The organism is Nocardia sp. CDC159 (genome assembly GCF_023740735.1).
Taxonomy (GTDB): domain Bacteria; phylum Actinomycetota; class Actinomycetes; order Mycobacteriales; family Mycobacteriaceae; genus Nocardia; species Nocardia pulmonis.
This window is the reverse complement of the sequence record NZ_JAMRXH010000005.1, coordinates 100,462-115,821: the sequence shown is the minus strand read 5'-3', so window position 1 is coordinate 115,821 and position 15,360 is coordinate 100,462. Positions and strand designations below refer to the sequence as shown.

Sequence of the window (15,360 nt, the reverse complement as noted above, 5' to 3'; positions counted from 1 at the left end):
GCGAGACGCGCCCAGCGTATCCGGCACGATGCCCGCTTGGGTGCGCGCGAACTGGATCCGGACGAAGAGCGCGTCTACGAGCAACGCCGACGCGATTTCGGAATCTATGGCAACCCCGACGGCCCGACCTTCGACACCCTTGTCGAAGACAACCGTGCCGCGGGTTTGACCGGCGACGCCGTCTACGAGGCGATCATCGAGAGTTCGCAGCGGACGAATGCCGCGGTGAACCAGCAGGCCGGGCTGTCCGCGGACGGGTCGAGGGCCGCTGAAAACGCTCCGCTCGGAAAGGACGCGCGATCGACCGAGCGCGGTACCCCGGCGTCCCGGAAACATCCGGGATTCGGCCCTGGCACCCCGCACCGGGATCAACTGAAGAAGCCGGGCCGGTTGGGCAATCTCGCGGGGAAGCTGAAGGCAGCGCCAGGGTCGGCGGCCACTCGTTTCAAAGGGATGGCCGGGAGGGCCGGTGGGGCGGCCGGACTGGTGGGTGGCGTGGCCGGTGCGGTCGGGATGGCACCGGCGCTGGCGGCGGCGGTGGGCGACCCTGCGGCCTTCGCGGAGGACATGCTCCAGCAAGGCCCTGACATGGCACAGACCCTGCTCGGTGGTGCTGCGCTGGGGGTGAGCGGGCAAGGCGCCCAAGGTAATCCGCAGCCTTCCGAAACGAGCCCACAGCAGAGGGCGGGGGCCAAACCTTCGCAGACGGCGGGCGCGGCGAACACCTCCGCCGACGCGATGAAGAAGACCGCGGATGCGGCGAAGGCGTCGACCGAGGCGATGAAGAAGTCGGCCGAAGCGGTGAAGGGCTCGTCCGAGGGGGTCAAGAAGCTTTCCGCGGAGGTGGCCAACTCTGCCAAGGTGCAGAAGTCCGCGGCCAAGGCGACCACGGATATGGCCGGGTCGCAGAAGAATCTGAACTCGGCCATGCGCTCGAATCCGCTCGGGATGGTGGTCACCGCGATCACCGCCGCGATCGGCGTCATCACGCTGCTGGTGCAGAACTGGGACAAGGTCAAGACGGCGTTCGACTGGGTCTACAAGAATGTGTTGGTCCCCGTCGGTAAGTGGTTCTCCGACACTTGGAGTGGGACGGTCGTCCCGATGTTCAAGGCCAGTGTCGAGACCGTCGGTGGGTTCTTCGGTTCGATGGGCGACACCATCAATGGCGTATGGAACGGGATCGTCGGCACCATCAAGACGGTCATCGGCACGATCGGGAACATTCTGAAAAAGGTGCCCGATATCGGCCCCGGTTCCTTGTTGCGCAGTTTCGGTGAGACGCTGGTCAACTTCGCCAGTCCGGAAAAGAAGGCCGATGGCGGTCTGCTGAGTGGTCCCGGTGGGCCGCGCGAGGACCGGATCCCGGTGCTCGCCTCCAATGGCGAGTACATCGTGAATGCCGCTGCGACAGAGCGGAATCTGCCACTGCTGGAGTCGATCAACGCCGGAAACGTGCCGAGATTCGCCGACGGCGGCGTCGTGCACTCGAGCTGGTCGGATCTGCTCGGCGCGCAGGCACAGGACGCGGCGAATCGGTTCTTCTTCGGCCCCGGCGGCAAGCCCGATACCGACGAGGGCAAGAAGGCCGACCCGGTGCAGGCCGCGTGGTCGAACGCGTTTTCCGGATTCGCCGGTGCGGCAGGCAATTTCGTATCCGGCATGGTCGGCGACGCGCTCGGTGTGTTCGGTGCCGACCGGGTGCCGTACCTGTTCCAGGCCGTCGCCGGGGCGCACAATGCCATCGAGAAGAAGCGTGCGGATGATGCGCAGACGGCGCTGGAGAGCACCGAATCTCTCGAGCCTTCGAGTAATTCGCCGTCCGATGATTCGGAGCAGCAACCGGGTGGGTTGTCCGCGAAGGCGCTCTCGCTGATCGAGTTCGCCAAGGACGTGGAGGGCAAGCCATACAAGTGGGGCGGGGTGAACTGGGGCGACTGCTCCGGTGCCGTAGCCGCGCTCGCCAATTTCGTAGCCGGTATGCCCCCGTTCGGTTCCCGTTTCTCGACCGCCGACGAGGCAGCCGAGCTGATGAAGCGCGGCGCCCGATGGGGTTCCGGCCCTGCGGGCAGCCTCGACATCGGCTGGTACCACCGCGGCGGCACCGACGGCCACACCGCCGCCACCCTGCCGAACGGTGTGAACTTCGAGATGGGCGGCGCACGCGGCAACGGCCAATACGGCGGTATGGCGGCGGGTGCGTCCCACCCGATGTTCAACCACCGGATGCATTTCCCCCCGGCCACGTTCCTGGCCCGCGGCGGAGGTGTCCGCGGCCCCGGCTCATCGATCGGCGACCTCATCCCCGCATGGCTGTCCGACGGCGAATTCGTCGTCAACGCCAAGGCCGCCGACGCGAATCGCGCACTGCTGCAGGCGATCAACGACGGCGAGAACGGGCTGGCGGGCCTGACCCAATCCCTGCCCATCCCATTACGCGCCCTCCCCGGCACCGGCTGGGAGAACAAGGTCGACCAGAGCACAACGATCCACATGTCCACTCCCGACCTGGACACGGCCTTCCAGAAGGCCAAGACCTGGGAGGCCCAGCGGGCGTTGACGTACGTGGGGCGCTGGGGCTGACCGGAGGCAGTTGCCGACGTCTCGCCCGACCCGGCGAGGCGCGCCGGTCCACCAAGATCCATCCGCCGTATCCCAGGAAGTAGGATCCACCCATGCAAGCCGACCTCGAAGGCGCCGCGCAGATCGCAAGGACCGCAGCCGGATTCGACTGGACGTGGACGCGAGACGATGTCGAACGGTTCGCCAGCGAGCTCGGTTGGCATGTGGCCGAGGTCCGAGAGCTCGGTGCCACCTTGACGACGAACCTGTCGGTCGATCGGCCGGTTGTCAACGTTCACTTCGGCGGTAACTATTTCAGTGCGGCAGACGAGGCTGTTGAAGACTTCTCGATATACGTATCGGACGTTGCCCCCACGGGTGATGCCGCGCCAATCGAGGTTCTTGCTGTTCTGTCCGATCTGGCGACCCGTGTTGAAGTGGAGTTGGGCGAGTCTGAGCTCGACGGGGCCGATCTGGACAGCATGTTCCGCTGGGATTTCGACCGCGTTGTGGTCACGTTGAGTGCTACGCGGTATGCGGTACGTCTAAAACTGATCAATCCTGAGTACCAGAATTGGCTGGGCAGCGCTGCGGACGACGACTACTGATTCGTCCTGCGGCAAAGCCTCGTCGCTCTTTCAAGACTATTCACATGTCCACTCTTGACGTGGATACGGCCTTCCAGAAAGCTCAGGCATGGGAGGCTCGGCGGCTTCGACATATGTGGGTCGCTGGTCTCAACTGCCGAGGCGTTTCGGCGAGTAATGAACACGTCTCGGAGTCTGTGATCCGGGTAGAATTCAAAAATCCGTAGCGGTCGAGTCCGAGGAGGTATTGCTGTGAACGAAGAGTACGCGAACGACGAGGTGGATCGAGTTTTCCGGCAAGGTATCCCCATTCCGTCCTATGAAGTCATTCACCTCGTCGAGGATGCCAAGGGGTTCATTGAAATGGCGATCGCTTTGTATTCGTCAATTGCGTCCGATGAGACCGATCCGGCCGAGAAAGCACGACTCGAAGCGAACCGGGATCGGCAGTCGGAATTATTGAAGTCGAGGCGATGGATGGACATCGATGAAGCTAAGCGAATTGTGCAGGAATATCCCGAGATTATTGACAGGCTGCGCGAGAAGGACAACTGGGGTAGTGCATGAGCGACACTGAAGCTCATCGCGAAGCTTCCATTATCGAGCAAAACAAAAATCGGCGCATCCTCGACCTTACTCCATCGGAAGTCCCGACTCGCGCGCCTGGCCGGCGACCCAGGGTGATCATCATTGCGGGCCAACAGGGTGCAGGAAAGAGCACAACTCAAGATTTTCTTTCCCGCACCCTCGGGCCGGGTTGGGCATCTTATGATGCCGACGACAACGTCAAAGTGCATCCGCGCTACGCGGCCATAATGAAGGCAAGGGGAATTCACGGCCACCAGGCTGTTTCCAGCGAGATGCCCGACGGGCATCACGAGGAGTATCTGGCGAACCTGCGGGGCGATCTTGGCGGTCCGAAGTACGACATGATCGTGAGCGCGCCGCTGGCCGAAAGGTATGTGGAGGACTTTGGCGAGCGGGGATACGAGACTTTCGTCGCCTATGTAGCCAATAACGACTCGAATAGCTTGCTCGGGATTGCAGAACGCTATCAGAGAAGCGTCGATCAGAAAGGCTACGGACGCTGGGTTCCCCCAGAGGGGCATGATGTAATCTACGAAGAGAGTCTTCGTGAAGCCCATAGGTTGGAGGTTGATGCGAAGCCCGATCGTATCTATGTGGTAAATTCCCGAGGTGAAGTTCTACATCAGAACATTCGTGGCGCGGACGGCACTATGCAAAATCAGCCAGGTGCCGTGGAGGCGATCAGGAGAGAGCGTAACCGCAAGCCGACGCCTGAAGAGGCCGAGATATTCGATCGGCGAGTTGCCAACCTGCGTAGCACTGACCGAAAAAGGCCCATCGAAAGAGATGTCGACGAGCTTGTCGGCTACGCTGAAGATGCGCAGCGATATCTTCGCAGGAGAGGGCAGGATTCGGAAGCGCCTGGTCGTCTTGTAAATATTGGCGTAGCGATCGGGCACTTATCTCGCGAAGACGACGAAAAGGGGGGCTCGTCCGCTCCGGGAGCAGAAAATTCGAGGGGCGGCAGGCCAGGGTCCAGAGGACGTGGTCGTAAGGCGGTGGCGAGCATTACGTTGATCGGTGGAATGGCGCTGTCTCCGCTTTTCGGTGGGACGGTCACCGGTCGAACCCCCGTCGCGAACGCGGCTGTCGTACAGGTCGACGGCGAACTGTCCCGTGCGCTACAGGCCCACGGCAAGGACTCGACCTCTGCTGCCGGAGCACTGCGGAAGTTCGTGGAAGCAGCCCGGGGTGGAGCTGGAGCGCACGTGGGAACTGCTGATGCATCGAAGGCCACCGCCGATGGGTCGAGAAAGTTCTTCTCCGAGGTAGGGAAGGCCGTGGGCGTGTTCAACATCGCGGCGATCGCTATTCAGGCTTGGGCGATCGTGCAGCGAGTACTGAACGTGGTGATGCGAGCCAACCCGTTCGGGATGATCGTCACCGCGATCACACTTGCCATTGGCGCGATCGTTCTTGTCGTCGAGAACTGGGGCACTATAAAGACTGGGCTGCAGTGGGTTTGGCAGAACGCTCTGGTGCCGGTGGGGAAGTGGTTCTCGGATACCTGGAACGAAACCCTGGTGCCTATGTTCAAGTCGAGTATCGAGAGTATGGGAAAGTTCTTCGGGGCCATCGGGGAGTCGGTTCGCGGGGTGTGGGAGGGGATTGTCGACACCTTCAAGGGGTTCATGCGGTGGATCGCTGATCTGGTCGACAAGGTTCCGGTTGTGGGCAGCAAGGTGGCGAAGCGCATTCGGGAGTTCACCGATCCCGAGCGGAAGGCCGATGGGGGGTTGCTGCGCGAGGGTGGCGGGTCGCAGGAAGGTCTGGTTCCGGTGCTTGCTTCCAATGGTGAGTTCGTGGTCAACGCGGCGTCGACCGCACGGACTCTGCCGCTGCTGGAGGCGATCAATTCCGGAGCAATGCCGGTGTTCGCTGACGGCGGGCTGGTTACGCGTCTGTCTGTGGGCGGCGGTCTGTCCTGGAGTAGTACAGACGATGCCCAGGACTTGTCGGACGCAGGTCGGGGACATCGGTCCGAAAACGCAGCGACGACAACAGGAAACGGTACGGCACGCCGCTCTGGATCCATGGCCGAAACCGCGGTCGTGCGGGCGGCCGATCTCGCGGCTCCGGCGCGGACACCACTGGGCGTTGCCCTGCGGGAAGCCACGGTCGGGCCTCTCCCACAGCTGGATGAGTCCGGTCACCCAGACGCAGGCGCCGTTTCGAGCGCTCCGAACACTGGAACCGAGCTCGGCTGGATCTCGCCCGCGGACGTCCCGCCGGAGGTGTTTCTGGCGGGCGGAGGATTCGCCGGTGACGCCGGAACCAGCGGTGGGTTCGCCGCGGCGAAGCCACTATTGCAGCTCATTGGCAGGGATGCCAAGGCGCTGGCGAATCTGCAAGGCGCACAAGGCCGTCCGACTCGGGCGATCGGCACCGGGCGGATTCGGCGCAACGACCGCGTCGACCGCTCGCTGGCCATTCATCTGTCCGCGCCCGACGTGGACGCCGAATTCACGCGGGCCAAGGCCGCCAGGGCGCGACGCGCACTGACCTATTCCGGCCGCTGGATCTGATTACGAACCTAGAACTGAGGTGACTCACCATGGCACAAGCCGCGACCATCGAAGTGGAAGGCGTCGACGGCTCGCACTGGGTGCTGGCGGGGCCGGGGCAGGGGCGGGAGGGTGTCGAATTGGGCACCACGCCGACCGGGCTCTACGACGCGCCGGTGACCACGATCTGGAACTCGACCGCATTCCAGATCGGCGCCACCTACGGCGGGGCGAACTGGCAGAAGCGGGATGTCGTCTTCGGGGTCAATGTTTACGAAACCGGCTCGGACAGCTGGGAGACCGTGGACTCCGCCTGGCGCAAGGCGTGGGCGTACGACCGCGATTCGAAACTGATCGTGACGACCGAATTCGGGGCCCGCACACTGCATCTGCGGATGTCGCAGCAGCCGGAATTCAAACCGCTGCGCGATCCGCATCTGAAGCGCTGGGGCCAGGTCACCATGACGTGCACGGCCGGTATTCCGTGGTGGGTGGAGGACGATGTGACCGCGACCGCGGTCTCGACGATCGACACCAGGCCCGAGGGCAAATCCGAAACCCTGCGGCTGCCGGTGTCGAATCCGACGGATCAGCCGCTGTGGTTGCGATGGGTGGCCACCGCGCCGGGCCTGTGGACCCTGCCGGACTTCTCCTGGGCCGACGACAAGAACAAGGCGCGCGTCATCACGCTGCCCCCGTTGGCCGCCGGGCAGGACATCACCGTTGACACCGATCCGATGGAGGAGATGATCGTCGCGGCGGACAGCAGTTCGGTGTGGGCGCGCATGGGCGGCAAGATGTTCCTGCATTCGGTGCCGCCGTGGACGCCGGAGACCGAGCTCCCGGTGACGGTCGAGGGCGCGCCGCCCGGCGCGACGATTCAGGTGCGCTGCCCGCGCAGTTGGTCCCGCCCGTGGGGGCTGCAGTGACGAGCCCCGCGCAGTCTCAGCAGATCGAGGCCATCTATCGCACCGCGGTCGCGACGCGCCAGCGGCGCAAGAATCAGCGAATTCAGCCGCCGCTCATCCGATTGTGGGACGGCAACTGGAATCTGCGCGGCATCTGCCGTGCCGAGTACTCCGCCGATTTCAAATGGCTGCTCAACGAATCGGGCACCGGGCAGATCGAGCTGCCCGCCGATCATTACCTGGCCAAATGGATCATGGATATGCGCGGCCGCACCACCCAGAACGTGCACATCACCGTCGACAAGGACGGGACGCGGTGGAGCGGGCGCATGAAGACGGCGACGTTGCGCAAGACCGAGACCGGTCTGCAGACCGTGATCGTGCAGTTCATGCACGACTACGAGGAACTGAAGTACATCCAGGTGTGGAGCAATCCCCTGCTGCCCGCGGCCGTTCAGTTTCCCCGCACGTTCATGCTGGCCGGTCCCTCGGCGTGGTGCCTGAAACTCGCGCTGTTCCTCAATATCTTGCGCAAGGAGGCCAGCCTCTGGGCGCTGCCCGACGATCCGCTCGATCCCGGCCAATGGTTCAACCTGAATCAGGAAACCTGGTCGATGGTGGTGGCGCCCAACGACTTCCTGTCCGACACCTCGGTGTGGACGGTGCTGTCCTCGCGGTGGAAGACCTGGCACGAGATGGCCGCGACCATCCTGGAGGACGCCCAGCTCATGGTCACCTGCCGCAGGTGGCTGAACGGCGACCCGCCGCCGTGGCCGGGTGCGAAGCTGCGACACGGCTGCCTGGTCTTCGACATCGTGGACAAATCCGGATACTACGAGGGCACCTCACACGGTGGCTCGGTGCTCGACGGACTGGAGCGCACATTCGCCAGATTCGTCAACGACTTCCTCGAGGAGGAGCAGAAGGCGCTGCCGAACCCGAACACTCCCGAGGAATATCAGCAGCGCGACTGGCTGGGCACGCGGCCGAGTATGCCGTGGGTGGTGTACCGGGAATCCGAATACACCGGCATCCAGACATCCGAGTTCACGATTTCCCCCGCCACCGCAGTGCAAATCAACTGCGGCGGGAGCAGCCCGTACGGTGTGAACGAGGCCATCTCGGCCGCGGTGAACCTCGCGGGCGATCTGGCCGCCAATGCCCTGCTCGGTTTCACCGGTGTGCCGCTCGGCGGCTTCCTCGACGCCTTCCTGCATCCGCTCTACAAGGACACGATCCTGGCGTGGATGTCGTTCAAATCGCCGCTGCGCGCCCCGAAGATGGGATGGTCGCACTACTTCGAGCATTTCCAGCAGGGCGCGGACAAGGCGTATACGTTGAGCGCGCTGGTCACCCTGCGCGCGGGTTTGTGGGCGACAAGGTCTTTCACCAGCCACAAGCTCACCGTGGCCGACGGCGCACCGTATCTGATCGGTGAAAACGGCCAGGGCCATTACTTCCTCGGCGATCGCGTCGGATCGACCGTGGCGGGCATGCCGCCCGGGCAGGTCTTCGTGGACCAGGTGACCGCGCTCGAGCTGTCCTGGAAACGCGGCGTCACGCCCGCCTGGCAGATCACCATCGGCGACGACAAGGCACTCGAGGATCCGGTCGCCCGTGCGCTGCGGCACATTCAGGGCATCATGGGCGACCTGCACGATCTCGGCGTTATGTGAAGTAGCGCAAGGCAATTCGATAAAACGGAGTCATTTCATGGCGCTTCCCCTGCAACACGAATGCGATCCCGACAATCCGTCGGAGGCATTCGTCTGGGCGCTGGTCGGGTTGCCCGGCCCGCGCAACGGTCCACTGCTCGTCCCGCCGCAGGTGCTCGGCCAGTGGTCGAAACACCTGTGGGACATCGGTTTCCGGCATCATCCCGAGGAGCAGACCCTCGAATATCAGCCCGCCGCGCCCGGCGGCGAACACTGGATAGGCCAGGCGGGCCGGTGGGTTCCGATCGGCACCCCGATGCCGCCCGAGGTGACCGTGCCCTCGGTGGCGGACATGTCGGCCGAGGAGCGCCGCCTGCTGGTCGAGCAGCTGCGGGCATCCGGTGAACTGGCCCACCTGGTGGACCGACGCGAACTGGAACCCGTGGTGGCGCAAGAAGGTACGTACGAGGGTGACGCATGACAGCACCGGACGGCAAACTGCCCGATGGCGTCTATTCCGGCAAGCCCGGCGGACCGGTCGTCCGCAGTCTGGCCAAGGTTACCGAGGCCTCGGCCAGGGCGGCGCTGCAGGCCGACGTGCTCAAGTCCTACACCCCGGTGCAGATCAATATGGCCAAGGTGATGGAGGCGGGCTTCGACATGTTCGCGGCCAACCTCTGCGACGCCATCACCGGCTTGACCGGCGGATTGATCGATCTGTCCGGCTGGGCGCGGCGGCTGCGTGCCGATGCCGAGCGGGCCATGCGAGAGGCTCGGGGCGCGCAGCAGAGCGCCGATACGGCGCAGCAGACGGCCGACAGTCAGACCCCGGTCATCAAATCGACGAGCTCTCGTGTGCAGGTGGTCGTCGACGGACTGCCCCTGCGGCCGTATTGGGAGACGATGAATCTGACCGAGGAATCGTCGTTTCCGCGCACTCTGCTGCACAGCACGCTGTGGGGTGTCGCGGGTCAATCCCAGCCCGGATGGGAACCGCTGACCTTTCCAGCGGCCAGTGGGCAGGCGACGCTGTGGTGGTTGACCATACCGAGGTACACCCCGCAGGCCAATTCCATGGAGGGCGCGTTCATTCGCTGTCTGTACGACGGCGGCCGCCGGGTGGTCACCTATATCCCCGACGACGTGTCCAATCCGTGCGAGTTGTACGTGGTGGTCGGCAGAATGCTGGACACCGGGGACGTCAAGATCGAATGGGTATCGGAGAACCAGACCCCGCTCATCACCAATTCGCGATTCGAGCGATCGGTGCAACTGCCGAACGATATCGTCTTCTCGACCGGTGAGACCGCCTACGTCGGCATTCATCAGCGGGGCAGCGGAAATCCACGGCAGCTGCTCGGCATCCCGGCGGTCGACATCCCGCGGTCCCCGGAAGTGTGGCCGCCGCAGATCAAGTCGAGTTTCGCCAGCTCGTCGCCGTTGACGGCGGGCTCGGTCATTCCCCGCAACGGGCTGAAGTTCACCTCGATCTTCACGCCGTATCTGTCGCTGGGCAAGGCGCTGATCACCGGGAATCCGATGCGGCTGAGCTTCTTCGAAGACTTCGAGGAGGGTATGCCGGAATCGCTGGTGCGGATGTCGTCGTTGCACGCCACCGTCGAGGGCGGGGTGTTCGTGGTGTCGGGCCTCACCGATGGACAACGCCGCTACATCTACGGCCGCAATCTCAACTACGACGACCAGATGGTCGCCGGGCGCGTTCGCAATCCGACGGAACGGTTCGCCTGGCTGGTACTGCGATCCGATGTGCGCAACAGTTCCTGCGTCGCATTGGGCGTCAATCACAGCAGCGTCCATATCTTCCGTGTGACGGGCGCCGAGAATTTCAAGAGCCTCGCCGGTGCGCAGGTCGCGATTGCCGACAATGCCGAGCTTCGCCTGCGGGCGGTCGGCAACATGTTCACCGCCGAGATGAAAACCAACGGCGCCTGGGCGACGGTCGTGACCTACCCCGACACCGACAACGTCATCCCGAAGGGGCCGGCGTACCGCTTCACCGGTCTCGGCACCGAGCGGCAGAGCTGGACCAACGGCGGTGGCTGGGGAGATTGGAAAGCAGAGGATCTATGACAACGCTTGTGACGATCGACGGATACGAGTTGGCGCTGACCATGTCGAACGGATTGCTGACCGTATCGACCGTCGGCACGGCCGGTCCCGTCCCGCGCGGCAGCCTGTATCTCGGCGCTCTGGAGCCCGAGCCCGCGCCGACATTCATCGAACCCGATCCGGTCGACGACCCTCCGGTGGAGCCCGGCGGCGTCTGGCCCACGACAGGAGCATCATGACCGAGCAGACCCAGCTCGGATACGACCCGACCAGTCGCACCCTGGTGCTGTCCAAGGGCGCCGATTTCGTGCACACCCTGGCCCTGGCCGACGGTGCGTTCTTCCCGAGCGGCACCACCGTGCGCATCGTGCTGTTCGATGCCGCGGAGCGGACGCTCGACACCTGGAATGCGGTGCTCACCAACACGGAGGCCAAATTCGTCGTGCAATCCGATTTCGCGGATGCGATCCCCAGCGGCGCGAAATACCGCCTGTACGTGTCGTATCCGACCACGCCCAGCACCGAGTACCTCTGGTTCTACGGCGCCGTGCGTCGCAAGCAGTAGCCGAACCGGCTGCCGCGCAACCCATTTCGATCCAAGGAGAAAACCATGGCCATTGCAGTCGCCGCCGTTCGCCAGGCGCTCGCCGACGCGTACAAGATGTTCGCGGGTGCGCCCGCCGCCTATGTGAGCGTCCACACCGCCGATCCCGGTACCACCGGGGCCAACGAGGCCAAGGACGGCGCGCCCGCCTACGTCCGCAAGCAGACCACCTGGACCTCCGGCACCGGCGGTGTGATCACCGGCTCCCAGGTGACCATCGATCTGCCCGCCGGCACCTACACCTATGTGGGTCTGTGGAAGTCCGAGAAGGGTGGTCAGGCCGACTTCATCGACAAGGTCGCCATCAGCTCGACCACCCTGGGCGGTCAGGGCCAGCTGCTGATCACCCCGACCTTCACCCAGAGCTGATCGGAGGAAGCCGAATGGCTCCGCGGCAGTCTCAGGTGCGCGCCGTGTCGCCGACGGTGCCCACCGCTGTGGTGCGGGCTCCGAAAGTGGTTGGAGTCCAGTCGATTCCGCCAGGTGCGCCGAGAACGTTTCTGGTGACCGAGGTTCCGGTGATTCGACCGTATCTGGTGGCGAGTTTCAACGGTTCGGCGGCCGTTGTCCCGGGCTACGATGCCGTCCGCGCCGCGGCACCGGCGCCCGCGGCCGGGTCCGGTGCGCTCGCCGGTGAGCCGTCGGCCTGGTCGGCACTACCTTCCACCGCCGGCGGCAGCGGTACGGCGACCGCGCGCGTCGCGATCAGGTCCGGCAGACCCGTGCTGTCGCCCGTGCCCGCGGCGGCGTCCGGGGCCGCGAGTGCCGAGATCAGGGTCGGTGGCGCGGCACCGGCGCGCGCCGCGGGTTCGGCCGCCGTCGTCTGCATCGCCACGGCGGTCGTGGACGCGGTGTTCAACTCGGAGGGGCGGTATTCGGGCCTGTCGCCGGAAACCATCCGGGGAACCGCCGAGGGCAGCCTGAGCGCGGCGACCGGCGCGGCGGGCCCGGTCGTGGTGGCGGTGGATCACGGTGCGGCCGGGGCGTTTTCGGCGGCGTCCGGTTCCCGGTCGGCCATCTCCGGGGCCGGTGCGCTGTCGGTACTCACCGGGCTACCCGCCACCGGTGCCGGGGAGGGCACGCTGGCACAGGTGAGTACCGCACGGGCCGGTGCCGAGGCGAGGCATACCGGCGCGGGTTCGTTGACCGTGGACGCCGTATCGAGCTTTCAGCCGTCGTCGATGACCAAGAACGGTTACTGGAATCGAATGAGCAGCTCGACCTGGGAAACCATTTCCGGGTGGAAACCCGATACCGAACGCTATCCGGGGTCCGCGGTGTCCTCGGACGGCCTGGTCGTTCAGAATCCGAAGGTCGGGGCCAAGATCGTCGCCTCGGTGGTATTCAGTAGCGCCGGTCAATTCGTGCCCGAGGCGGAGGTCAGGGTTCAGTTGCTCGTCAACCGCACGGTAGTGGTCGTCGGCACCCCCCGGAAGGTGCCCAGCGGGGGCAACGCGACGATCGGTGCGTCGATTACGGCGACGGTCAACGCGGGCGATGTGATCACCGTCCAGGCCAGGAGCTCTGTCGCTTCGTACCATCCGGTCGTCGATACCAACGCCGAATCCTATGTGCGTGTCACGGAGTCGTAGTCGTTCGAAAACCTCTTGCGCGAGCTCGTTGTCGCCGCTAGCTTGTTGAAGGTCTTGTTCCCGTTGATCGGAGTCGTGCCGTTGCTCTTCTGAGGTAGCCCCGAGTGGCCCGCATTCGCGCGCCGCATCCCTCGCCACCCTCAGGAGCACGCACATGTCTATTACCTCTGTTTCCATTTCCGATCTCACCTTCGCCTGGCCCGATGGGACGCCGGTGTTCGAGGGGCTGGATGCGGCGCTGGGGCCTGGGCATATAGGGTTGGTGGGCAGCAACGGTGCGGGGAAGTCCACGCTGTTGCGGCTGATCGCCGGGGAGTTGCGGCCGGTTCGTGGGTCGGTCACCGTCGGTGGGCGGCTCGGATATCTGCGTCAGGATCTCGGGCTCGCCGCGGGGCAGCGGGTGGACGCGGTGCTGGGTATCGACGATGTGCGAAATGCCCTGCATCGCATCGAATCCGGTGCTGCCACCGAGGCGGACTTCGAAATCGTCGGCAGCCGTTGGGATGTCGAGGAGCGGGCGATCGCGCTGCTGGGACGGCTCGGGTTGCACTATCTGGCCGATGATGTGGCGCAGCTGGATCGGCGGCTGGAGACGCTCTCGGGCGGGGAGACCGTGCTGCTCGGCCTGGTGGCCGAGCTGCTGGCCGAACCGGATGTGCTGCTGCTCGACGAGCCGACCAACAATCTCGACGCGGCCGCGCGCGAGCGGCTCTACGAGGTGGTCGGGCAGTTCCCGGGGACCGTGCTGACGGTCAGTCACGATCGGGAGCTGCTCTCGCGCGTCGCGGCCGTCGCCGAGCTGCGGGGCGGTGAAATTCGCTTGTTCGGTGGCAATTTCGACGATTACGAGGCGATCGTCGAAGCCGAGCAGGAGGCCGCCCGCGCGGCCGTCCGCGATGCCCGCAGCGATGTTCGCAAGCAGGCGCGCGAGCTGGTCGAGGCCCGCATCAAGCTCGACCGCCGCAAGCGCTACGGGCAGAAGATGTACGAGCAGAAGCGGGAGCCGAAGATCGTGATGCAGGAGCGCAAGCGCCAGGCCCAGGTGTCGGCGGGCAAGCTGCGCAACAGCCACATCGCCAAGGTGGAGGAGGCCAAGGAAACCCTCGCCCATGCGCAGGAGCTGCTGCGTGACGACCGGGAGATTCGCGTCGAATTGCCCGGCACCCGTTTGTATCCCGGGCAGGACGTGATCGAGCTGCACGAGGTGGAACTGGCCAACGGTCCGGTGGTCTCGCTCACGGTGAGCGGGCCGGAACGGATCGCGCTCACCGGCCGCAACGGCGCGGGTAAGACGACGTTGCTGCGGCGCATCGTCGCCGAGCCGCCGAAGGTGCCGTGGCGGCTGCTTCCGCAGCGGCTGAACATCTTCGACGAGTCGAGGTCGGTGTTCGAGAACATCGCGGCCCAGGCGCCGCATGCCTCGGCCGAACGGGTCCGGTCGCAGCTCGCCCGTTTCCTGTTCCGCGGCGCGGACGCCGATGTGGCCGCGGGCGCGCTCTCGGGCGGGGAGCGGCTGCGGGCGGCGCTGGCGATGCTGCTGCTGGCCGACCCGGCGCCACGGCTGCTGCTGCTCGACGAGCCGACCAACAACCTCGACCTGCCCAGCCTGCGTCACCTCACCGAGGCGCTGGCCGGGTTCGAGGGCGCGCTGATCGTGGTGAGCCACGACCCGCGCTTCCTCGACGAGATCGGGGTGACCCGCAGGCTCGAGCTCACCGCGGCCGGTCTGGTCGATCGCGACGCGCCGGGCCAGCCGGGGTGATCGGCGTCAGTGCCGCGGCGCGTACATGATCACGGCCACTCCCACCAGGCAGATCACCGCACCCAGCACGTCGAATCGGTCGGGCCGGAACCCGTCCACGGCCATACCCCAGGCCAGCGACCCGGCCACGAAGACGCCGCCGTAAGCGGCAAGGATGCGTCCGAAATTGGGATCCGGCTGAAAGGTGGCGACGAACCCGTAGGCGCCCAGGGCAATGATGCCCGCCGCGATCCACACCACCCCACGATGTTCGCGCCACCCCTGCCACACCAGCCACGCCCCGCCGATCTCGGCGAGCGCGGCCAACCCGAACAACACCAACGACCGGGCAACGATCATGCCCCGACCGTAGCGAACCCCGCACCCCTTTCCGCGCTTCGCACCCCTTCTCGCTGCCCGCAAGGGGTGCGAAGGCCCAGAAAGGGTGCGACCGTCGCCGCCACCGTTCGGATCGCCGCACCCCTTCCGATGCCTCGCACCCCTTCCGGCCGCCCGCAGGGGGTGCGAAGTGCGGGAGAGGGTGCGGCG

General features: G+C 65.3%; 14 protein-coding genes. 13 read left to right on the top strand and 1 reads right to left on the bottom strand.

Annotation, left to right across the window (positions count from 1 at the left end):
* The first annotated feature begins 36 nt into the window (after positions 1-36).
* From NDR87_RS13005 to NDR87_RS12945, 13 genes are all read left to right on the top strand, one after another.
* Positions 37-2,583: a hypothetical protein gene (locus NDR87_RS13005; RefSeq protein WP_251912462.1), complete on the top strand. Its 2,547-nt coding sequence runs from the start codon at positions 37-39 to the stop codon at positions 2,581-2,583.
* 92 nt (positions 2,584-2,675) lie between these two features.
* Positions 2,676-3,170, top strand: a complete 495-nt coding sequence (locus tag NDR87_RS13000) for a DUF6301 family protein (RefSeq protein ID WP_251912464.1) — start codon at positions 2,676-2,678, stop codon at positions 3,168-3,170.
* A gap of 231 nt (positions 3,171-3,401) precedes the next feature.
* The gene (locus NDR87_RS12995) at positions 3,402-3,716 is read left to right on the top strand and encodes a hypothetical protein (protein ID WP_251912466.1); all 315 of its coding nucleotides are present in this window, start codon (positions 3,402-3,404) and stop codon (positions 3,714-3,716) included.
* Positions 3,713-6,262: a zeta toxin family protein gene (locus NDR87_RS12990; RefSeq protein WP_251912468.1), complete on the top strand. Its 2,550-nt coding sequence runs from the start codon at positions 3,713-3,715 to the stop codon at positions 6,260-6,262. Before NDR87_RS12995 ends, NDR87_RS12990 begins: the two co-directional genes overlap by 4 nt.
* 29 nt (positions 6,263-6,291) lie before the next feature.
* Positions 6,292-7,170, top strand: a complete 879-nt coding sequence (locus tag NDR87_RS12985) for a phage tail protein (RefSeq protein ID WP_251912469.1) — start codon at positions 6,292-6,294, stop codon at positions 7,168-7,170.
* The gene (locus NDR87_RS12980) at positions 7,167-8,825 is read left to right on the top strand and encodes a phage tail protein (RefSeq protein ID WP_251912471.1); all 1,659 of its coding nucleotides are present in this window, start codon (positions 7,167-7,169) and stop codon (positions 8,823-8,825) included. Before NDR87_RS12985 ends, NDR87_RS12980 begins: the two co-directional genes overlap by 4 nt.
* Positions 8,826-8,862: 37 nt before the next feature.
* On the top strand, positions 8,863-9,285 hold the full coding sequence (locus tag NDR87_RS12975) for a DUF2744 domain-containing protein (protein WP_251912472.1): 423 nt from the start codon (positions 8,863-8,865) through the stop codon (positions 9,283-9,285).
* Positions 9,282-10,895, top strand: coding sequence for a hypothetical protein (locus NDR87_RS12970; protein ID WP_251912475.1), 1,614 nt, complete (start codon positions 9,282-9,284; stop codon positions 10,893-10,895). The genes NDR87_RS12975 and NDR87_RS12970 overlap by 4 nt, the downstream gene beginning before the upstream one ends.
* On the top strand, positions 10,892-11,113 hold the full coding sequence (locus NDR87_RS12965; protein ID WP_251912476.1) for a hypothetical protein: 222 nt from the start codon (positions 10,892-10,894) through the stop codon (positions 11,111-11,113). The genes NDR87_RS12970 and NDR87_RS12965 overlap by 4 nt, the downstream gene beginning before the upstream one ends.
* Entirely contained in the window at positions 11,110-11,439 is a 330-nt protein-coding gene (locus NDR87_RS12960) for a hypothetical protein (RefSeq protein WP_251912478.1), read from the top strand. The genes NDR87_RS12965 and NDR87_RS12960 overlap by 4 nt, the downstream gene beginning before the upstream one ends.
* A gap of 45 nt (positions 11,440-11,484) precedes the next feature.
* On the top strand, positions 11,485-11,847 hold the full coding sequence (locus NDR87_RS12955; RefSeq protein WP_251912480.1) for a hypothetical protein: 363 nt from the start codon (positions 11,485-11,487) through the stop codon (positions 11,845-11,847).
* 134 nt (positions 11,848-11,981) lie between these two features.
* Entirely contained in the window at positions 11,982-13,070 is a 1,089-nt protein-coding gene (locus tag NDR87_RS12950; RefSeq protein ID WP_251912482.1) for a lytic polysaccharide monooxygenase auxiliary activity family 9 protein, read from the top strand.
* A 154-nt stretch (positions 13,071-13,224) separates the two neighbouring features.
* Positions 13,225-14,832 (top strand): ABC-F family ATP-binding cassette domain-containing protein, encoded by a 1,608-nt coding sequence (locus tag NDR87_RS12945; RefSeq protein WP_251912484.1) that lies wholly within the window; start codon positions 13,225-13,227, stop codon positions 14,830-14,832.
* 6 nt (positions 14,833-14,838) lie between these two features.
* Here the strand turns inward: NDR87_RS12945 and NDR87_RS12940 are convergent, their stop codons facing one another.
* Entirely contained in the window at positions 14,839-15,171 is a 333-nt protein-coding gene (locus NDR87_RS12940) for a YnfA family protein (protein WP_251912486.1), read from the bottom strand.
* Positions 15,172-15,360: the final 189 nt, after the last annotated feature.